Here is a 19,370-nt window from a genome sequence, read left to right on the forward strand (position 1 = left end):
GATCAAGGGGTGGCGCGGTCCACCTGGGCGGCGCGGGCGCCGAGCCAGCCCGGCACGGAGGAACGGGCCGGGCGGAAACCGCGCTGCGGCAGGGAGGCTAGCATCTCGTCCACCGCCGCGAAATGCGCTTCCCACCGCGGCGGCCGCCAGCTGGCCAGGCGCTCGATCTGGGCCGTGCGGGAGCCGCTGGTGGGCTCGGCATAGTCGAGGATGGCGTTGCGCCAGGCCGGGCCGTCCAGCGGGTCGAGATAGTCGGGCACGGTGCCGCCGACCTCCCGCAAGGCGGGAAGGTCCGAGCAGATGGCGGGAACGCCGAGCGCGAGCGCCTCGGCCAGCGGCAGGCCGTAGCCCTCCGCGAAGGAGGGGAAGAGAAGGGCGCGGGCGCCGCGCAGGATCTCCCAGACCTCCCGGTCCGGCACCTGCCCCACCTCGCGCACCGTGCCGCGGAGGACGTCGCAGCGCTCGAGGATGTCGACGATGTTCTCGTTCTCCCATCCCCGGCGGCCGACGATGAGGAGGTGCGGCGTGCGTCCCCCCATCCGGGCGGCCAGGTCGCGCCAGAGATGGAGGAGCAGGAGGTGGTTCTTGCGCGGCTCGATCGTGCCGAGAACCACGAAGTAGGGCTCCGCCGGCAGGGCCGGGGCCGGGGCGGGCGGCGGCTCGATGCCGAGCGGGGCCACGATGACGGGCGGCGGGGTCGTGCGCACGCGCAGATGGGGCCGCAGCGCCGCAGCGGTATGGGCGGAGTTGACGATGACGGCGTCCGCCAGGGTGGCGGTGGTGCCGATGCGCCGGAGGTGCCGGTCGGCCTGCCCGGGGCGGGCGTATTCCGGATGCGTCGCGGGGATGAGGTCGTGGATGAGGGGAATGAAGGCGCAGCCGGCCTCGCGCATCGCTTGTATCGGGCGGGGGCGCTCCAACGCGCGGTGGGACACGAGCAGGAAGGCCTTTGGCCCCGTCTCCTGCAACCGTCGCGCGAGTTGCCGGTGGCCGAGCCCGGCCATCACCCGCCAGCGCAGGGCGATGGAGATGCGCCGTGCGCGCCGCGCGGCCTTGCTGCCCGGATCGCCCTGGCCCCAGGCCTTGGACAGTTGGGCGACAAAGCCCACCACGGCCCGCCAGGGCAGCGCGACATAGTCCCCGGTCAGTCGCTGGGCGACGAAAGTGCAGCGATCCTCGGGCATTGTTGCCCATCGGCGGGCATAGGCCATCTCGACCCGGTCGATGCCGGAAGGGGCAGCCTTGCTGCCGCAGACGAGCAGGCGGGAGATGTCGAGGATGACATGGGGCGCCGGGGCTGGGAGCGCCTTGCGGAGCGTCGGATACCCCTCGCCTCGTGGCACTGTCGCCTCCGTGAACACAACTTTAACGGGTTTACTGCAATTGCTAACGAACGCGCCAGCCTCATTCCCGGATTCGAGAGAACTTCCGTATGTCATCTCAAAAATGGACAAGAGTCCTGAATTAATTGCCAGAACGAACTCTTGGGCTGGCTCGCGGCAGGGTGGTATCACTCATTCGTGATAACGTGCACGTCTCTTGTTTGAGATCGCAATGATGGAGGCGTGATCTCCACGTTCGCTCGCCGAAGGCTTTCACGGACCCACCCTCCCTCGACGACGCGCAAGGGGGCATCCTGTCCCCAGCACCGCGCTGGAGCGGTGGGGAGAGGTGGATGAGCGAGCGGCGGATCCTGATCACGGGCGCATCGAGCGGGATCGGCGCGGCCACCGCGCGGGCGATGGCGGTGCCGGGCGCCTCGATCGCTGTCCATTGCCGCGCGAATCGCGCGGGCGCCGAGGCGGTGGCGGTCGAGCTGCGCGCGGCGGGCGCCGCTGCGCTGGTGCTGCAGGGGGACCTGGCCGACCCGGATACGCCCGCGCGGCTGGTGGCCGAGGCGGTCGATGCCTTCGGCGGGCTGGAGGTGGTGGTCGCCAATGCGGGCTTCGCCGACCGCACCGCCCTCGCCGAGATGACCGACGAGACCTTCGCCCGCAGCGCCGACGCGGTGCTCTGGGGCTTCATGCGGCTGGCGCGCGCCGCCGGGCCGCATCTGCAACGCGCGGGGCGGGAGGGCGGCCTCGCCCGGCTTGTCGCAGTATCCTCCTTCGTCGCTCATCTCTTCCGAACGGACACCGCCCTCTTTCCCGCCAGCGCGGCGGCCAAGGCGGGGGTGGAGGCGCTGGCGCGATCGCTCGCGGTGGAATGGGCACCGGACGTGACGGTCAACGCCGTCGTGCCCGGCTTCACCCGCAAGGATCCGGGAACCCATGTGGCGCTGGAGCCCGCGGCATGGGATGCGATCCTGGCCCGCATCCCGCTGCGGCGCCTGGGCCAGCCCGCCGACGTCGCGGCGGCGGTGGCGTTCCTCGCTTCGCCCGGGGCGGGCTACGTCACGGGGCAGTGCCTGCATGTCAGCGGCGGGGTGGTGATCTAGAACCGGCGGCGCGGCCGCGCGGCGACAAGGGAGAGGAAAGAAATGATCGACGAGAGCCCGCTGCTGGTCACGCGGTCGGGCGGCGTGGTGCGCGCCGTGCTGAACCGGCCCTCCCGCCGCAACGCGCTGAACGCGGCGCTGTCCGAGGCGCTGGACGGGTTGTTGGCCGAGTTGCGGGAGGACCGTTCGGCGCGCGTCCTCGTGCTCTCCGGCGCGGGCGGGCATTTCTGCGCCGGGCTGGACCTCGGCGAGGTCGGCGGCGAGACCGGCACGCCGGAACAGCGCCGGGCCGCGCAGCTTGAGCGGAACCGGCGCATCGGCGCGCGCTTCGCGGCCCTCTCCGCCCTGCCGCAGGTGGTGGTCTGCGCGGTGGAGGGCTCGGCCTTCGCGGGCGGGCTGGGCTTCGTCTGCGCCGCCGACATCGCGCTCGCCTCGGCGGATGCGCGCTTCGCGGCGCTGGAGGTGCGGCGCGGGCTGGTGGCGGCGCAGATCCTGCCATGGATCGCCCATCGCGCGGGGCGCAGCCAGGCGGCGCGGATGGTGCTGCAGGGCCATGTGCTGGGCGCGGCCGAGGCCGGGCGGATCGGGCTGGTGCACGACGTCGCGCCGGACGCCGCGGCGCTGGGCGCGATGGTGGACGCCGTGGTGACCGACGTGCTGCAGGGCGCGCCGGGGGCGATCGCGGAGACGAAGGCGATGCTCGCCGCCCTCGGCAGGGCCTTGCCCGAGGGCTATGCGGAGGCCGGCGCCGCGGCCTTCGCCCGCTGCGCGGCGAGCGGCGAGGCGGAGGAGGGCATCGCCGCCTTCCGGGAGCGCCGCCCGCCTGCCTGGTTCTCCACTCAGTCCTCGTAGATCATCTTCCGCGTCATCCCGCCGTCGGAGACGAACTCGGCCCCGGTGACGAAGCCGCTCTCCGGGCCGAGGAGCCAGGCGGCGAGGGAGGCGATGTCCTCCGGCCGCCCGACGCGGCCGGCGGGGTGCTGGGCGTTGTCCGCCTCGCTCAGCCTCTCGTCCCGCACGTTGATCCAGCCGGGCGAGATGACGTTGGCGCGCACGTCGGGGCCGAGGCTGATGGCGAGCGCGTGGGTGAGGGCGAGGAGGCCGCCCTTGGAGGCCGCGTAGCTCTCGGTATCCGGCTCGGACTGGTGGGCGCGGGTGGAGGCGATGGTGAGGATCGCTCCCTTTGCCCGGCGCAGCATCGGCTCCGCCGCGCGCGCGAGCAGGTAGGTGCTGGTGAGGTTGGTGCCGATGACGCGGGACCATTCCTCCAGGCCGAGGTCGCGCAGCGGCTTTCGCACCATGATGCCGGCGTTGCAGACGAGGCCGTCCAGCCGCGCCTCCTGCCCCGCAATGCCCTCCACCAGCGCGCGCACCGCCGCCTCGTCGGCGATGTCGGCCCGGACATGGCGCGCTGCCTCTTCGGGCCCGTTCGCCTCGGTATCGGCGGTGACGACGTGCCAGCCATCGGCGGCGAGGCGCTTCGCGATGCCCTGGCCGATGCCCCTCGCCCCGCCCGTGACCAGCGCGACGCGCTTCCCTTCCGCCATGACCCGCCCTCCGGAGATGCCGGTTGGCAACGCGGGAGGCGGGGGCGGGTTCATGCTCCTCGCCTTCCCAGCGGCATCCCCGCTCCGGTGGCCGGTGTGCCCGGCTCGTTCCCGTCCTCGCGGGACCGTTGGTGCCGGAAGCGACCGCGCGCGTTCCGCAGGGCGTTAGCCGTTCGTTCAGGAAGCGCGGTGCATAGGGGTCGCCTGCGGCTCCTGAACGCATGTGACCGGGACACCCTCCCGGGCAGCGGGGAAGGCCGGCAGCAGGTCGACATCTCGGGGCTCCGGCAAAATGCACGCCCAGCACATCGCGCCTTCCGGCAGGAGGTATGGTGGGTGGCTCAGCCGCCGCCATCTGCTCGCCCTGGGTCCCGCTATTCTTGGTGGAGGCCTTGGGACGCCGCGCCCGGCACGGGCCGCCGCGCAGCCGACGCCGCGTGACCTGCGTGTTGTCACCAAGGCTGTCGGATTCCTGCATCCCCCGCCCGGCAGCACGGTGCAGATCGCGCTCGCCTACGGGGATGCGGCCGGCCCCGGCCGCATCGCGGCCGAGCAACTCGCCGAGGCTTCCGAGGGTCTTGCCCGCGTTGGCGGGCTGAGCCCCCAGTTCCGGGCGGTCTCGCTCGAGCAACTAAGATCCGGCGTCATGCCCGCGGTGGTGGTGCTGGCCGAGGCGCTGCCCAGCGATGCTGGCCTGCTGGCCGGTCTCGTTCGCGGGCGTGGCGTGCTGACGATCACCTCGGACCCGGCCCTGGTGCGCGCCGGCCTGCTGGTAATGGCCGTGCGGAGCGAGCCCCGGGTCGAAATCCTCGTCAGTCGCGTCGCGGAGCAGGCGGCGGGGGTCACCTTCGCCCCAGCCTTCCGCATGATGATCCAGGAGCAATAAGCCCCATGTCTCGCCATGCCGAGCAGCCCGTGACTTCGCGCCCGGTGCGGAGGGCGGGCCGTATCGCCGCGGTGCTGTGCCTGATGCTGCCGGCCGCCGCCGCCGCCCAGGGGGTCGACTACGGCGCCCTGGAGGCACTTTTCGACGAGCCGGCGACGACCAGCGCCACGGGCAAGCCGCAGCGCGCGTCGGATGTTCCCGTCGACATGGAGATCATCACGGCCGAGCAGATCCGCCGCTCGGGCGCGCACGACATCCCGGCGGTGCTGGCGCGCTACACCTCGCTGGACGTGCACCAGTACAACGCGCACGACTTCTCCGTCGGGGTGCGCGGGTTCACCACGCCGCAGGTGCCGCGGATGCTCGTGCTGGTGAACGGACGGCAAGTCTATCTCGACCACTACGCCTACACCTCCTGGGATTCCGTTCCAGTCCAGCTTTCCGAGATCCGCCAGATCGAGGTGGTGAAAGGGCCCAACAGCGCCCTGTTCGGCTTCAACGCGGCGTCGGGCGTGATCAACATCATCACCTTCGACGCAGCGAGGGACCGCATGTCGACGGGCATCCTGCGCGCGGGCACCGGGCGGTATCGCGAGGCGTCCGGGATGACCTCTGCACCGATAGGCGATGGCGGCGGCATCCGCGTTTCCGCGGGCCTGAGGGGAGAGGATGCCTGGCGCCGCGGCTTCACCGACTTCGAGGTGCAGGAGCTGGATGCGCGGCGCGGGCCGACGCGGGCCCAGGCCGCGGCCGAGGGCGTGTTCCGTCTCGCCCCCGGGCTTCGCGGCTCCGTCGATGCCAGCTACAGCCGCGCCATCGGCGGCGACATGCTGGACTACGGCCAGTTCTGGCGGGAGGACAAGCGGATCTGGAGCCTGCGCGGCCGTATGCTGGCCGACACCGCTTTCGGCTTTGTCGAGGCGCAGGTCTATCACAACGCCCTAAAGGCCACCTACGCCGCTACGCTGCATCCCACCGATAGCGCCCTCACCGTTGCCGACCTGAGCAGCACGGTGAAGCTCAGCGCCGCGCATACCGTCCGGCCGTTGCTGCAGCTCCGGCAGGCCAGCATGAGCGTGATTCCCGGCACGGAAATCCGCTACCGCGTGCTCGGCCTGGGCGGCATGTGGGACTGGAAGCTGGCCGAGCCGCTCGAGCTGACGACGTCCCTTCGCTACGACCATCTATGGCTCGGTGCCAAGGGTTATGACGATCCGGCCTATCCCTATGGGGACCGCGATTACGACCGATCCTTCGGCGAGCCTTCCTGGAACATCGGGCTGGTGTGGCGCGCCACGCCCTGGGACACGGTCCGGCTCAGTGGTGGGCGCGGCATCAGCCTGCCCAGCCTGTCGGATTACGGGTGGCGCGACTCCTATCCGGCCTTCGGATACCAGGACACGGGCACCCCGACCCTGGCCCCCACTGTGGTGGAGAGCGCAGAGGCCGGATACACGCGCAGGGTCGACAGCATCGACGGAAGGCTGGGGCTGAGCGCTTTCGCGCAGCGCTACCGCGGCTTCAGCAGCGGCCTGTCCACGGTCACCTTCGCGCCGCCCCTCGTGCCGCTCGACACCTACACGCCCTACAATCTCGGCACGGCGCATATCGTGGGACTGGAAGCGTCGGCCGAGGGGAGAACCGCCGGTGGGCTGAGCCTGGGGGCGAAGTACCGGCTCTCCGCTGTTTCCAGCGAGCTCGCGCCGTCGAGCCTCGATCCCAAGCGGGCTTCGCCGCGCCACCTCGTCTCGGTTCGGGCGGGCTGGGCCAACGGCCCGCTCGAACTCGACCTGTTCGGGCGGTACAGCACGCTGGTGCGCGGCTACCGCGTGAATGGCGTGGACGAAGCCACGCTTGTCGAGGTGAAGGACTACGCCTCGCTCGCCGTTCGGGCCGGCTACCGCCTGACTGAGACGCTGACCGTGGCGCTGGAAGGCGAGAACATGCTGCACGGCCGCCAGCAGCAAGGAATCGGTGCGCAAGCGGCCAGGCGCATCTATCTGTCCTTGCGCGCGGACTTCTGAAAGCGAGGGACATGGCCCGGTGGGACGTCGGGGAGCATCGGCGCTCTCGACCCCACCGGTAGCCGATGGTGATCGAGGCAGAGAGCCAAGCCTTCGCCGCGCCGCGCAGGGGCAAGGAGGCCTTGACCGGGCCGGGCTCCGCCGGCGAAACCTGCCGGCGATCAGCCCGGGCCGTTTCCATGCGGGCTCAGACCGTCAGCAGGCGCCGGACGGATTCCTCCTCCAGTGCCTGCGCCTCTCCCTCCAGCGCCACCTCGCCGCGAACCATGACGGTGATGCGGTCGGCAAGGTCGCGCGCGAACTCGAAATACTGCTCGACCAGCACCACCGCCATGCCGCGGTCCTTCGCCAAGTGGCGGATGACGCGCGCGATGTCCTTGATGACGCTGGGTTGGATGCCCTCGGTGGGCTCGTCGAGGATCAGCAGGCGCGGGCGGGCGGTCAGCGCGCGGGCGATGGCGAGCTGCTGCTGCTGCCCGCCGGAGAGGTCGCCCCCGCGGCGGCGCAGGAACTGGCGGAGGATGGGGAAGAGGTCGAAGACCTCGGAGGATACCTTGCTGCCGCGCGGGGCGGCTGCCAGCGCCGTCTCCAGGTTCTCCTGCACGGTGAGAAAGGGGAAGATCTCGCGGCCCTGGGGCACGTAGCCGATGCCGGCGCGGGCGCGGTCGGCCGGGGAGAGGGCAGCGATGTCCCGCCCCTCCCACTCGATGCGCCCTCCGCTGATGCGCTCCACCCCCATGATCGAGCGCATGAGGGAGGACTTGCCCACGCCGTTGCGGCCGAGGACGCAGGTGATGCGCCCGGGATCGGCGGCGAGGTTCACGCCGCGCAGGCACAGGCTGGCGCCGTAGGAGAGGCGGAGGTCGGTGGCGCGGAGCATGGTTCAGCGGCCCAGATAGACTTCGATGACACGGGGATCGTTCTGCACGGTGTCGATGGACCCCTCGGAGAGCAGCGTGCCCTCGTGCAGCACCGTCACCTTGCTGCCGAGAGCGCGAACAAATTCGAGATCGTGCTCCACCACTACAACGCTGCGCGTCCCGGCGATGCGGCGGAGAAGGGCGGCGGTGTGCTCCGTCTCCTGGTCCGTCATCCCGGCCACGGGCTCGTCGACGAGCAGGAGGTCGGGGTCCTGCATCAGCAGCATGCCGATCTCCAGCCATTGCCGCTGGCCGTGGGAGAGGATGGCGGCCGGATCGCCCGCGCGGGAAGCGAGGCCGATCTCCTCCGTCACGGCCTCGATCCGCTTGCGCGCGGTGTTCTCCAGCTTCCACCGCAGGCAGGACCAGGGATCACGCGGAGCCTTGAGCGCGAGCTCGAGGTTCTCGAACACGGTCAGCGCGTCGAAGACGGTCGGCTTCTGGAACTTGCGGCCGATGCCGAGATTGGCGATCCGCGCCTCGTCCATGCGGGTGAGGTCGTGCTCGCCGAAGGTCACCGTGCCCGCGGTGGGGCGGGTCTTGCCGGTGATGACGTCCATCATCGTCGTCTTGCCCGCGCCGTTCGGGCCGATCACGGCGCGCAGCTCCCCGGGATCGACGATGAGGGAAAGGTTGTTCAGCGCCCGGAAGCCGTCGAAGACGACGGAGACGCCATCGAGGTAGAGACCGGGCCCCTTCACTTCGTGCGCCCCCGGAAAAGGCCGGCGAGGCCGCGCGGCAGGAAGAGGGTGACGGCGACGAAGAGGCTGCCGAGGACGAAGAGCCAGAGGTCCGGCGCGAAGGAGGTGAGCCAGGTCTTCAGCGCGTTCACCGAGAAGGCGCCGAGGATGGCGCCGACCAGCGTGCCGCGGCCGCCGACCGCCACCCAGATCACCGCCTCGATCGAGTTGCCCGGCGCGAACTCGCCGGGGTTGATGATGCCCACCAGCGGCACGTAGAGCGCGCCCGCCAGCCCCGCCAGCACGGCGGAGAGGGTAAAGACGGAGAGCTTGAAGGAGGTGACGGAGTAGCCGAGGAAGCGCACCCGGCTCTCGGCGTCGCGCACCGCGACGAGGACGCGGCCGAGCTTCGTGCTGGTGATGTGTCGGCAGAGGATGAGCGAGCCCGCGAGCAGGATGAGGGCGGCGTAGAACAGCCCCGCCCGCGCGCCCTGCGTGTTCAGCGGCACGCCGAGCAGCTCCTTGAAGTCGGTGAAGCCGTTGTTCCCGCCGAATCCCATGTCGTTGCGGAAAAAGGCGAGCATCAGCGCGTAGGTCATCGCCTGGGTGATGATGGAGAAATAGACGCCCGTGATGCGGCTGCGGAAGGAGAGCCAGCCGAGGAGGAAGGCGAGCGCGCCGGGCACCAGCATCGCCATCAGGATCGCGTAGGGGAAGTGGTCGAAGCCCAGCCAGTACCAGGGCAGTTCCTTGTAGCCGAGGAAGACCATGAAGTCCGGCAGCACGGGATGCCCGTAGACGCCGCGCGGCCCGATGAGACGCATGAGGTGCATCCCCATGGCATAGCCGCCGAGGGCGAAGAAGGCGCCGTGGCCGAGCGAGAGGATGCCCGCATAGCCCCAGGCGAGGTCGATCGCGAGCGCCAGCACGCCGTAGCAGATCCACTTGCCCGTGACGGCCACGGTGAAGTCCGAGACGCGGAGGGCACTTCCGGCGGGCAGCGTGTTCAGCACGGGAAGCAGGGCGAGCAGGGCGATGGCGGCGATGACCGCGCCGCGGATCAGCAGGCGCGCGGGGATGCCGCGGGGGGCGGGGGCGGCGGTGATGTCGCTCATGCGTCGGCGGCCCGGCCCTTGAGGGCGAAGAGGCCGCGCGGGCGGCGCTGGATGAAGAGCATGATGAGCACCAGCACGGCCACCTTGGCCAGCACGGCGCCGGCCCATGGCTCGATGATCTTGTTCAGCACGCCGAGCCCCATGGCGCCGACGAGGGTGCCGACGAGGCTGCCCACGCCGCCGAAGACGACGACCATGAAGCTGTCGATGATGTAGCCCGTGCCGAGATTGGGGGAGACGTTGTCGATCTGGCTGAGCGCCACCCCCGCCATGCCCGCGATCCCCGAGCCGAAGGCGAAGGTCAGCGCGTCCACCCGCCCCGTGCGAATGCCCATGGTGGCGGCGGTGCGGCGGTTCTGCACCACCGCGCGCATCTCCAGCCCGAAGCGGGTGAGGCGGATGGCCGCGAAGGCGAGGGCGAGGACGAGAAGGGAGAAGACGATCACCCAGAGCCGGTTCTGCGTGATCAGGATGCCGCCAGGAAGCGAGAGGGTGCCCTGCATCCAGGCGGGGGAGAGGACTTCCCGGTTCTGCGCGCCGAAGGCGAGCCGCACGGCCTGCTGCAGGATCATGCCGACGCCGAAGGTCATCAGCAGCGTCTCCAGCGGGCGGCCGTAGAGGTGGCGGATCAGCCCGCGCTCCAGCACCGCGCCCGCGAGGCCGGCGACGAGGAAGGCGGCGGGGACGGAGAGGGGAAGGGACCAGGGCAGCAGCCAGGGAATGCCGCGGAGGGCCTCCTGCACCATGAAGGTGGTGTAGGCGCCGAGCATGACGAACTCGCCATGGGCCATGTTGATCACGCCCATCACGCCGAAGGTGATGGCGAGGCCGAGCGCGGCCAGCAGCAGCACGGAGCCGAGCGAGAGGCCCTGGAACAGCGTCTCCGCGGCGCGCTTGAAGGCGAGGCGCCCGTCGATGGCGGCGACGGCGGCATCCACCTCGGCGGCGAGGTCGGGATTGGTGGCGCGGGCCTCCAGCAGCAGGGCGCGCGCGTCCTCCGAGGAGGCGCCGCCGAGCGTCGCGATGCCCTGGCGCTTCACCGCCGCATCGGGCGCGACGAGGCGGGAGGCGGCGAGCGCCAGCTCCTGCCGCTCCCGCACGCGGGGGACGGATTCCCGGGCGATGGCGGCCTCCAGCGGCGCGATATTCTCGGCGCTTCGGCTGCGGAAGACGGAATCGGCGGCGGCCAGGCGCTCATCGGGGTTGGCGGAAACGAGCTGGAGGCGGCCCAGCGCCCCGCGCAGCGCGGCGCGGACGCGGTTGTTGATGCGGACCGTCTCGGCGCCCGCCGCATCCGCGGGCTGGCCGGTCGCGGCATCCGTGCCGTTGGGGAGGATGATGAGGGTGTCGCGCTTGCGGAGCTGGCCGTCGGAGAGGGCGCGCAGCACGGGGAGGGCGCGCGGGTCGCCGCCGGCGCCGAGGCGCTCCACCGCCTCCGCCTGGGTGCCGAAAGCCCCGGCAAGGCCGGGCAGGGCTTCGATGAAGGCATCCTGCGCCGCGGCGGGAAGCGCGCCGGCGAGGAAGGCGAGCAGGAGGAGGATGCGGAGCATGGTGGTGCGGGCGGCGGGTTGTCCCCGCCGCCCCTTTCCTGTCAGCCGCGGCGGCTGGCGTTCTCGGGGATGAAGGGGGACCAGTTCTCGGCCGCGATGGCGGTCGGCGTCTTGTGGACGATGTTGAACTGGCCGTTCTCCTGCACCTCGCCGATCATCACCGGCTTGGTGAGGTGATGGTTGGGCCGCATCTCCTCCTCATAGCCGCAGGGCGCCATGACCTTCTGGCCGTACATCGCCTGGCGCACCGCATCGACCGCGGTGGTGCCGGCCTTCTGCACGGCCTGCGTCCACATGCGGAAGCCGGTGTAGGTGGCCTCCATCGGGTCGTTCGTCACGCGCTTGTCGTTCTTGATGTAGGCGCGCCACATCGCCTTGAACTCGTCGTTTGGCGCGCCGGGGACGGACATGAAGTAGTTCCAGGCGGCGAGATGGCCGACCAGCGGCTTCGTGTCGATGCCCGCCAGCTCCTCCTCGCCCACGGAGAAGGCGACGCAGGGGATGTCCTCGGCCTTGATGCCCTGGTTGCCCAGCTCGCGGTAGAAGGGGACGTTCGCGTCGCCGTTGATGGTGGAGACGATGGCGGTGCGCTTGCCCTCGCCCGCGAAGCGCTTCACGCGGGAGACGATGCCCTGCCAGTCGGAATGGCCGAAGGGCGTGTACTCCTCCATGATGTCGGCGTCGCTGATCCCCTTGCTGTTGAGATAGGCGCGGAGAATGCGGTTGGTGGTGCGGGGATAGACGTAGTCGGTGCCGAGAAGGGCGATGCGCTTCGCCTCGCCGCCATCCTTGCCCATCAGGTACTCAACGGCCGGGATCGCCTGCTGGTTCGGCGCGGCGCCGGTGTAGAAGACGTTCCTGCTCTGCTCCTCGCCCTCGTACTGCACGGGGTAGAAGAGAAGCCCGTTCAGCTCCTCGAAGACGGGGAGGACGGACTTGCGGGAGACCGAGGTCCAGCAGCCGAAGGTCACGTCCACCTTGGACACGGCCAGCAGCTCGCGCGCCTTCTCGGCAAAGAGCGGCCAGTTGGAGGCGGGATCGACGACCACGGGCTCCAGGCGCCGGCCGAGCACGCCGCCCTTCGAATTGGCCCATTCGATCATCATCAGCACGGTGTCGCGCAGCGCCGTCTCGCTGATGGCCATGGTGCCGGAGAGGGAGTGGAGCACGCCCACCTTGATGGGCGACCCCTGGGCGAAGGAGGGGCGGATCGCCGGCATCGCCAGCGCGCCGCCCAGGCCGGCCAGCGCGGCGCGGCGGGTGAGATTCAGGCTCATTGTTTCGTCCCACAGAGGCCGGTGCGCCCGCGGATTCCCCCCGCGACTGGCCGGACCCTGCTGGGTTTGCGAGAAGCGTGCCATCCACCCCCCTGGCCGCGGCCCGGCCGTTCCCTGTCGGGGCTGGCGCGGGCTTAGGCATTCCAGGGGCGGCGCTGCGCTTTTCCGTGGCAAGGCGGAACGGACCGCCCGGCCTCAGAGGTCTCCCATCCAGCGGGGCAGGGCCAGGGCGATCTCCGGGACGAAGGTGACGGCCAGCATCACCGCCGTCATCGCCAGGAGGAACCACCAGACCCAGACCATGGTGCTCTCCATGCTGCAGCCGGCGATGCGGCAGGTGACCATCAGGTTCACCGCCGTGGGCGGCGTGAAGGCGCCGATGGCGACGTTCATGGTCATGATCACCCCGAACCAGGTGAGGTCCCAGTGGAACAGGGCCGCGATGGGCAGGAGGATGGGCAGGAAGATGAGATAGGTGGAGATGGCGTCCAGCGCCGTGCCCGCGATCATCAGCAGCACGGTGATGGCGAGCAGCATCACCACCTCGTTGTCCGTCAGGCCGATCAGCATCCCGGCGAGCGCGTCGAAGATGCCGGCCGCGCTGCCGGCATGGGCGTAGATGGCGGCCAGGGCGATGATGAGGAGGACGACGGCGGAGATCTCCGCGCTGTCGCGCAGCACCTCGTAGAGATCGCGCCAGGTGAGGCTGCGATAGATCACGGCGCCGACGAAGAGGCCGTAGAAGACGGCGACGACGGCGGCCTCGGTCGGCGTGAAGGCGCCGGAGCGGAGGCCGCCGAGGATCACCACCGGCGCGGCGAGGCCCCAGACGGCGTCGAGGAAGGAGCGCCAGAGCCGCGCGGCCGTGAGCGGCGGGCGGGCCGCGCGCGGCTCGGGCAGGCCGAAGCCGCCGCGCCGCGCGAGCCACACGGCCGGCACTATGAGGGCAAGGCCGGAGAGGATGCCGGGCACGACCCCCGCGAGGAACAGCGCGGGCACGGAGACGCCCGGCACGAGCACGGCATAGACGATGAAGGGGATGGAGGGCGGGATGAGCACGTCGGTGGACCCGCCCGCCGCGGTGAGGGAGGCGACATAGGGCGCGGGATAGCCCTGCTTCAGCATGGGCGGCACCATCACCGCGGCCACGGCGGCGGCATCCGCCGCGCCCGACCCGCTGACGCCGCCGAGGATCATGCAGAGCAGCACGGCCACGATCGCCAGCGCCCCCGTGCGATTGCCGACGAGGAGCTGGGCGAAGCCGACGAGGCGCGCGGCAACCCCCGCCCGCTCGAAGACCAGCCCGGCGAGGACGAACATGGGCAGAGCCAGCAGCGGATACTTCGCGATGCCCGTCCAGATGTTCGTGGGCAGGGCCATGACGCCCATGCCCTCCATCGCGATGACGAGGAAGCCGGTGAGCCCCATGGCGACGCCGATGGGCACGCCCACCAGCATCAGCAGGATGAAGAGCCCGACGAGGAGGAGGATCGCCAGCGTCACGCGCGGATCACCCGGACCATGCGGCCGAGCAGCCGCGCGCAAATGACGAGCGACATGAGCGGCATCCACCCCGTATAAAGCCATTGCGGCACGCCGAGGCCGGGGGAGAGGACCTCGAAGCGGTACTCGTCCCATGTGTAGAAGGCGCCGTACCAGGCAAGCGGGACGAAAACGGCGAGGCCGCAGAGAAGGACCAGCACCTCCACCCCGCGCGCGGCGCGCAGCGAGAGCTTCTCGGTGAAGTAGGTCACACGGATATGGCGGTCCGCGCCGAAGGCGGCGGCGCTGCCGAGGAAGGTCATCACCACCATGATCGCGACCGAGTACTCCTCGGTGAAGGCGAGGGAGACGTCGGTGAAGTAGCGCGTGAGCACGTTCGCCATGGTGATGACGGCCAGCACGGCCATGGCGGCGGCGGCAAGCGCGCCCTCCAGCGTGACGGGGATGCGCGGCGGGGCTTCCCCGAGCTGGAGGCCGGGGGCCTGGATATCGGCGTGTTCGGTCATGGTGCTTTTCAGGACGTGGCGGGGCGGCACGGCGCCGCCCCGGGAAATCTCAGCTCACGCGGGCGATGACGGCCTCGGCCTGGCGGACGAGGTCGGTGCCGATGGTGCCCGCCCACTTGTCGAAGACGGGGCGGGTGGCGCGGGCGAAGGCCGCCTTCTCGGCCGCGGAGAGGTCGATCACCTCCACCCCGCGCCGCGCGCACTCCTCCAGGGAGGAGCGGTCGCCGTTCATCCCCAGCCCCTTGCGGGCGGCGTTGTTGCCGGCCTGCCCGGCCTCCCGCGCGGCCTCGACCACGATCTCACGGTCCCGCGGCTCGAAGCCCGACAGCGCCGCCTTGCTGATAGCGACGATGCCCGCATCGGCGCAGTAGTTCCACAGGGTCAGGTGCTTCTGCGCCAGCGTGTCCATGCGGAAGCCGAGGAAGAGGTTCACCGGGTTCTCCTGCCCGTCCACCGCGCCCGTCGAGAGGGCGGGCTGGAGGTCGGCGAAGGACATCTGCACGGGGTTGGCGCCGAGGGCCGTGTAGATCTCGGAGAAGATGGCGCCGGCGGCGAAGCGGATCTTCAGCCCGCGCAGGTCGCCCGGCGCGCGGATGGGGCGCTTGGAGTTGCTGATCTCGCGGAAGCCGTTCTCGCCCCAGGCCAGCGGCTCGATGTCGCGGGCCGCGAGGGTGCGGAAGAGCGCCGCCCCGACCTCGCTCCCCACCAGCGCGTCGAAGGCGGCGGTGCCGGGCATGAGGAAGGGGAGGGAGAAGAGGTTCATCTCCCTGATCTGGGGGGAGATGTTGATGGTGGAGAAGACGGCGCCGTCGATCACGCCCTGGCGGATCGCCACCAGCTCCCGCGTCTGGTCGCCGCCGACGAGGGAGGAGCCGGGATAGACCTTGAAGTTCAGCCGCCCCTCGGAGCGCTGGTTCACCAGATCGGCCCAGACGAAGGCGGATTCCGAGAGGGCGATCGGCCGGTTGCCGACCACCGTGATCTTGTACTCCGGCTTGTAGCGCGGCTGGGCCCGGCCGATCGCGGGCAGGGCCAGCACGGGGAGGGCGGCGCCCGCGGAGAGCAGGGCGCGGCGGTTCACGCGCAGGGTCATGGACGTCTTTCCCCCAAAGGCTTCACTTCTGGTTGCGCGCACTCTGGAAGAGCGGGGCGGGGGCGGCAAGGGGCGGCGCGGCCCGCCCCGTGACGAAGGCGAGCGGAGCGCGCCCGCAAACCACGATCGGCCGCCCGGCCCGCTGCCCCACGGGGGCAGTGCGGGCGCGGGGCTAGGTGCCCTCCAGCTCGTGCGAGAGGCGGATGAGGTCCTGGGTGTGGGGGTGCACGGCCCGGCCGGCGCGGAGCGCGGCCTCGTCCATCACCTCCACGATCCGCCCGCCCTGCATCACCGCCAGCCGGCCGCAGAGATGCGCGACGACGGCGAGGTTGTGGGAGACGAGGATGCAGGTGAGGCCGCGCGCGGCGCGCAGGTCGGCCAGGAGGTTCAGCACCTCCGCCTGGACGGAGACGTCGAGCGCGCTGGTCGGCTCGTCCAGCAGCAGCACGCGGGGATCGGCGACGAGGGCGCGGGCGATGGCCACGCGCTGGCGCTGCCCGCCCGAGAGCTGGTGGGGGTAGCGGAAGCGGGCGGTGCGCGGCAGCGCCACTTCCTCCAGCGCGCGGGCGATGCGCGCCTCCGCGTCCGGTACGCCGTGGACGACCAGCGGCTCGGAGAGGATGCGGTCCACCGTCTGCCGGGGATGGAGGGAGCCGTAGGGGTCTTGGAACACCATCTGGACCGTGCGGAAGAAGGCGCGGTCGCGCTTGCGGCCGAGGGCGCGCCCGTCCACCGAGATCCGCCCCGTCCATTCCGTGATCAGGCCGGCGATGGCGCGCAGCACGGTGGACTTGCCGCTGCCGCTCTCCCCCACCAGCCCGAAGGTCTCGCCCTCGGCGACGTCGAACGAGACCCCGCGCACGGCGTGGTTACTGCCGAAGCGCACGTCGAGATCCGAGGCGCTGATCATGGGCGCAGCTCCGGCGGTCATGCGCGCGGCGCCAGCCAGGAGGGATCGCGCCTGAGCGTGGGCAGGCGCTCCCGGCGCTCCTCCAGGCTCGGCAGGCATTCCAGCAGCCCGCGCGTGTAGCCGTGGGTAGCCCGGTGGAGATCGGCGGCCGGCAGCTCCTCCATCACCTGCCCGGCATACATCACGGCCACGCGGTCGCAGAAGCGGGAGACCAGGGGAAGGTCGTGGCTGATGAGCATCAGCGCCATGCCGCGGCTGTCCACCTGCTCCTCGATCAGGGAGAGGATCTCGGCCTGCACGCTGGCATCCAGCGCCGAGGTCGGCTCGTCCGCGATCAGCAGCTCGGGGTTGGGGGCGAGCATCATGGCGATCATCACACGCTGGCCCATGCCGCCGGAGAGCTCGTGCGGATAAGCGTCGTGGACGCGGCGGGGATCGCGGATCTTGACGGATTCGAGCAGGTTCAGCGCGGCCTCGCGCGCCTCCCTGCGGCCGAGCTTCGTGTGCGCCCGCAACGCCTCGGCGATCTGGGCGCCCGCCGTCATCACGGGGTTGAGGCTGTATTTCGGGTCCTGGAGGATGAGCCCGATGCGGCCGCCGCGGAGCGCGCGCATCTCGGCCTCCGAGGCGTGGAGGATGTCCGTCGTGCCGAAGCGCAGCGCATCGGCGCGCACCCTCGCGCTGCCGGGCAGGAGCCGCATCAGCGCGCGCCCCGTGACGGACTTGCCCGACCCGCTCTCCCCCACGATGCCGAGCTTCTCCCGCCCGATGGCGAAGGAGACGCCGCGCACGGCCTGGGTGACGCCGGTGGCGGAGGGGAAATCGACGTGGAGGTTCCGCACGGCGACCAGGGGCTCGCCGGGCAACACGGTTCTCGTCATCGCTGCTTCGGGTCCAGCACGTCGCGTAACCCGTCGCCGAGCAGGTTGAAGGCGAGGGAGGCGGCGAAGATGGCGATGCCGGGCATCACGGCCACCCACCACTGCTCCAGGATGAAGCGCCGGGCGGTCGCGATCATCGTGCCCCATTCCGGCAGTGGCGGTTGCGCGCCGAGGCCGAGGAAGCCGAGGCCGGCGGCGGTGAGGATGATGGAGGACATGTCCAGCGTCACGCGCACGGCCAGGGAGGGAAGGCACATCGGCATGACGTGGCGCAGCACGACGCGCGCGGGGGAGGCGCCCGTCATGCGCGCCGCGGCGACGTAGTCCGTGCGGCGGATGGTGAGCGTCTCCGCGCGGGCTAGGCGGGCATAGGGCGGCCAGGCCGTGAGGGCGATGGCGATCACCGCGCTCTCCACCCCCGGCCTCATCGCGGCGACGAAGGCGAGCGCGAGGATCAGCCGGGGGAAGGCGAGGAAGACGTCCGTGACCCGCATCAGCAGCCGGTCCCACAGCCCGCCCGCATAGCCTGCGACGCAGCCGACGAGCAGGCCGAGCGGCGCGACGAGCAGCACCACGGCCACCACCATCCCCAGCGTGACGCGCCCGCCATAGAGCAAGCGGGACCAGACATCGCGCCCCAGCTCGTCCGTGCCGAGCCAGTGGGCGGCGGAGGGGACGGCGAGGCGGTTGCCGAGCTGCTGGATGCCGGGATCATGGGTGGCGAGCACGGGCGCCAGCAGGATCAGCAGCAGCATCACGAGGATCACCGCCAGCCCCGCCACCGCCAGCGGGTTGCGCCGGAAGGCGAGCCAGGCCTGGTAGCGCCGGCCCCAGGCAGCCTGGGAGCGGGAGGCCGGGGCATCGGTGAGCAGCCAGTCCCGCCGGCGGGGCACGGCGCCGGGCTGAGGCGGCGGGGGCGCGCCGGCGGGCGCAGTCTCGTCCGGCACGGGCTCCAGGGCCGCGGTCGCGGTGGCGGCGTCGGCCATGGGGCTCCCGGGGGTTGGTCCGCTCATCGCGTGCGGGGGTCCAGCAGGCGGTAGAGAAGGTCGGCGAAGAGGTTCAGCACGACGTAGATCAGCCCGACGACGAGGGTGGCGCCGAGGACGGCGTTCATGTCCGCATTCAGCAGCGAGACGGTGAGGTACTGGCCGAGGCCGGGCCAAGCGAAGATCGTCTCGGTCAGCACCGCGCCCTCCAGCAGCCCGGCATAGGTGAGGAAGATCACCGTCACCAGCGGGACGAGCGTGTTGCGGAAGGCGTGGCGCCAGACGATGCGGGCGTTGGACAGCCCTTTGGCGCGGGCGGTGGTGACGTACTCGCTGCGGAGTTCCGCCAGCATGAAGGCGCGCGTCATGCGCGCGATATAGGCGAGGGAGAAGAAGGCGAGGATGCCGGCGGGCTGGACGAGGTGCAGCACCGCGTCCCAGAAGGCCGGCCAGTCATTCGCCAGCGCGGCGTCCAGCGTCAGCAGCCCCGTCACCGGCTCCACCATGTCCTGGTAGACGATGCCCTGGCGCCCGGGGCCGGGCAGCCAGCCGAGCCAGGCGTAGAAGACGAGCAGCGAGACGAGGCCGAGCACGAAGACCGGCAGGGAATGGCCGGCGAGGCAGAAGACGCGCACGGCCTGGTCCACCCAGCTTCCCTGCCGCGTCGCTGCCAGCACGCCGAGCCCGATGCCGAGGACGGCGGCGATGATGATGGCCAGCGTCGCCAGCTCGAAGGTGGCGGGGAAGAAGCGCGCGATGTCCTCCCACACCGGGTTGGAGGTCATGACGGAGCGGCCGAGATTGCCGGTCACGATGTCCGTCAGGTAGCGCCAGAACTGCATGGGCAGCGGCTGGTCCAGCCCCAGCTCCACCCGCGCGCGCGCCACCACGTCGGCCGGGGCGCGGTCTCCCACCACGGCCAGCACGGGGTCGATCGGCACCACGCGCCCGATGAAGAAGGTGACGAGGGCGAGGCCGAGCAGCGTGATGGGGATGCTGGCGGCGGTGGCCGCCAGCGATCCCCATTGCCGTGATATCAGACGCGCGCGGGGCAA

Annotated in this window: 18 protein-coding genes; 4 read left to right on the plus strand and 14 right to left on the minus strand. The window is 71.1% G+C overall.

What is annotated here, in order from left to right; translation table 11 throughout:
* Positions 1-2: 2 nt before the first annotated feature.
* Complete coding sequence (locus FHS87_RS00940; protein WP_312861836.1) at positions 3-1,343, minus strand: glycosyltransferase family 4 protein; 1,341 nt, start codon at positions 1,341-1,343, stop codon at positions 3-5.
* Positions 1,344-1,675: 332 nt separating this feature from the next.
* On the opposite strand from FHS87_RS00940, the gene FHS87_RS00945 reads away from it, so the two are divergent.
* Positions 1,676-2,437: an SDR family NAD(P)-dependent oxidoreductase gene (locus FHS87_RS00945; protein WP_184512874.1), complete on the plus strand. Its 762-nt coding sequence runs from the start codon at positions 1,676-1,678 to the stop codon at positions 2,435-2,437.
* A 42-nt stretch (positions 2,438-2,479) separates the two neighbouring features.
* A complete protein-coding gene (locus FHS87_RS00950) occupies positions 2,480-3,289 on the plus strand; it encodes an enoyl-CoA hydratase/isomerase family protein (protein ID WP_184512876.1) in 810 nt (269 codons plus the stop codon).
* On the opposite strand, the gene FHS87_RS00955 is transcribed toward FHS87_RS00950, so the two are convergent.
* Positions 3,277-3,984: an SDR family oxidoreductase gene (locus FHS87_RS00955; RefSeq protein ID WP_184512878.1), complete on the minus strand. Its 708-nt coding sequence runs from the start codon at positions 3,982-3,984 to the stop codon at positions 3,277-3,279. The genes FHS87_RS00950 and FHS87_RS00955 overlap by 13 nt on opposite strands.
* 496 nt (positions 3,985-4,480) lie before the next feature.
* Between FHS87_RS00955 and FHS87_RS00960 the strand changes: the two genes are divergently transcribed.
* The gene (locus FHS87_RS00960; protein WP_184512880.1) at positions 4,481-4,870 is read left to right on the plus strand and encodes a hypothetical protein; all 390 of its coding nucleotides are present in this window, start codon (positions 4,481-4,483) and stop codon (positions 4,868-4,870) included.
* 5 nt (positions 4,871-4,875) lie between these two features.
* On the plus strand, positions 4,876-6,894 hold the full coding sequence (locus FHS87_RS00965) for a TonB-dependent receptor plug domain-containing protein (RefSeq protein WP_184512883.1): 2,019 nt from the start codon (positions 4,876-4,878) through the stop codon (positions 6,892-6,894).
* Between the two features lie 187 nt (positions 6,895-7,081).
* Here the strand turns inward: FHS87_RS00965 and urtE are convergent, their stop codons facing one another.
* From urtE to FHS87_RS01025, 12 genes are all read right to left on the minus strand, one after another.
* Complete coding sequence (urtE, locus tag FHS87_RS00970) at positions 7,082-7,774, minus strand: urea ABC transporter ATP-binding subunit UrtE (RefSeq protein WP_184512885.1); 693 nt, start codon at positions 7,772-7,774, stop codon at positions 7,082-7,084.
* A gap of 3 nt (positions 7,775-7,777) precedes the next feature.
* Positions 7,778-8,515 (minus strand): urea ABC transporter ATP-binding protein UrtD, encoded by a 738-nt coding sequence (gene urtD, locus FHS87_RS00975; RefSeq protein ID WP_184512887.1) that lies wholly within the window; start codon positions 8,513-8,515, stop codon positions 7,778-7,780.
* Complete coding sequence (urtC, locus tag FHS87_RS00980) at positions 8,512-9,609, minus strand: urea ABC transporter permease subunit UrtC (RefSeq protein WP_184512889.1); 1,098 nt, start codon at positions 9,607-9,609, stop codon at positions 8,512-8,514. The genes urtD and urtC overlap by 4 nt, the downstream gene beginning before the upstream one ends.
* Complete coding sequence (gene urtB / locus FHS87_RS00985; protein WP_184512892.1) at positions 9,606-11,159, minus strand: urea ABC transporter permease subunit UrtB; 1,554 nt, start codon at positions 11,157-11,159, stop codon at positions 9,606-9,608. The genes urtC and urtB overlap by 4 nt, the downstream gene beginning before the upstream one ends.
* Positions 11,160-11,200: 41 nt before the next feature.
* A complete protein-coding gene (urtA, locus tag FHS87_RS00990; protein WP_184512894.1) occupies positions 11,201-12,436 on the minus strand; it encodes an urea ABC transporter substrate-binding protein in 1,236 nt (411 codons plus the stop codon).
* A gap of 195 nt (positions 12,437-12,631) precedes the next feature.
* A complete protein-coding gene (locus tag FHS87_RS00995; protein WP_312861837.1) occupies positions 12,632-13,939 on the minus strand; it encodes a TRAP transporter large permease in 1,308 nt (435 codons plus the stop codon).
* The gene (locus FHS87_RS01000) at positions 13,936-14,445 is read right to left on the minus strand and encodes a TRAP transporter small permease (RefSeq protein ID WP_184512896.1); all 510 of its coding nucleotides are present in this window, start codon (positions 14,443-14,445) and stop codon (positions 13,936-13,938) included. Before FHS87_RS01000 ends, FHS87_RS00995 begins: the two co-directional genes overlap by 4 nt.
* Positions 14,446-14,494: 49 nt before the next feature.
* The gene (gene dctP / locus FHS87_RS01005) at positions 14,495-15,538 is read right to left on the minus strand and encodes a TRAP transporter substrate-binding protein DctP (protein ID WP_184512898.1); all 1,044 of its coding nucleotides are present in this window, start codon (positions 15,536-15,538) and stop codon (positions 14,495-14,497) included.
* A 172-nt stretch (positions 15,539-15,710) separates the two neighbouring features.
* On the minus strand, positions 15,711-16,448 hold the full coding sequence (locus FHS87_RS01010) for an ABC transporter ATP-binding protein (protein WP_184512900.1): 738 nt from the start codon (positions 16,446-16,448) through the stop codon (positions 15,711-15,713).
* A 17-nt stretch (positions 16,449-16,465) separates the two neighbouring features.
* Positions 16,466-17,314: an ABC transporter ATP-binding protein gene (locus FHS87_RS01015; RefSeq protein WP_246417714.1), complete on the minus strand. Its 849-nt coding sequence runs from the start codon at positions 17,312-17,314 to the stop codon at positions 16,466-16,468.
* 11 nt (positions 17,315-17,325) lie between these two features.
* On the minus strand, positions 17,326-18,315 hold the full coding sequence (locus tag FHS87_RS01020; RefSeq protein WP_184512904.1) for an ABC transporter permease: 990 nt from the start codon (positions 18,313-18,315) through the stop codon (positions 17,326-17,328).
* A 23-nt stretch (positions 18,316-18,338) separates the two neighbouring features.
* Positions 18,339-19,370, minus strand: a complete 1,032-nt coding sequence (locus FHS87_RS01025) for an ABC transporter permease (protein ID WP_246417715.1) — start codon at positions 19,368-19,370, stop codon at positions 18,339-18,341.

This window comes from Muricoccus pecuniae (genome assembly GCF_014199205.1).
Lineage (GTDB): Bacteria > Pseudomonadota > Alphaproteobacteria > Acetobacterales > Acetobacteraceae > Roseomonas > Roseomonas pecuniae.

Excerpts from the sequence above, each read along its gene's own strand:
- FHS87_RS00945 (WP_184512874.1), top strand. The coding sequence starts at position 1,676 with ATGAGCGAGCGGCGGATCCTGATCACGGGCGCATCGAGCGGGATCGGC.
- FHS87_RS00950 (WP_184512876.1), top strand. The coding sequence starts at position 2,480 with ATGATCGACGAGAGCCCGCTGCTGGTCACGCGGTCGGGCGGCGTGGTG.
- FHS87_RS00955 (WP_184512878.1), bottom strand. The coding sequence starts at position 3,984 with ATGGCGGAAGGGAAGCGCGTCGCGCTGGTCACGGGCGGGGCGAGGGGC.
- FHS87_RS00965 (WP_184512883.1), top strand. The coding sequence starts at position 4,876 with ATGTCTCGCCATGCCGAGCAGCCCGTGACTTCGCGCCCGGTGCGGAGG.
- urtE (WP_184512885.1), bottom strand. The coding sequence starts at position 7,774 with ATGCTCCGCGCCACCGACCTCCGCCTCTCCTACGGCGCCAGCCTGTGC.
- urtC (WP_184512889.1), bottom strand. The coding sequence starts at position 9,609 with ATGAGCGACATCACCGCCGCCCCCGCCCCCCGCGGCATCCCCGCGCGC.
- urtB (WP_184512892.1), bottom strand. The coding sequence starts at position 11,159 with ATGCTCCGCATCCTCCTCCTGCTCGCCTTCCTCGCCGGCGCGCTTCCC.
- urtA (WP_184512894.1), bottom strand. The coding sequence starts at position 12,436 with ATGAGCCTGAATCTCACCCGCCGCGCCGCGCTGGCCGGCCTGGGCGGC.
- FHS87_RS01000 (WP_184512896.1), bottom strand. The coding sequence starts at position 14,445 with ATGACCGAACACGCCGATATCCAGGCCCCCGGCCTCCAGCTCGGGGAA.
- dctP (WP_184512898.1), bottom strand. The coding sequence starts at position 15,538 with ATGACCCTGCGCGTGAACCGCCGCGCCCTGCTCTCCGCGGGCGCCGCC.
- FHS87_RS01010 (WP_184512900.1), bottom strand. The coding sequence starts at position 16,448 with ATGATCAGCGCCTCGGATCTCGACGTGCGCTTCGGCAGTAACCACGCC.
- FHS87_RS01020 (WP_184512904.1), bottom strand. The coding sequence starts at position 18,315 with ATGGCCGACGCCGCCACCGCGACCGCGGCCCTGGAGCCCGTGCCGGAC.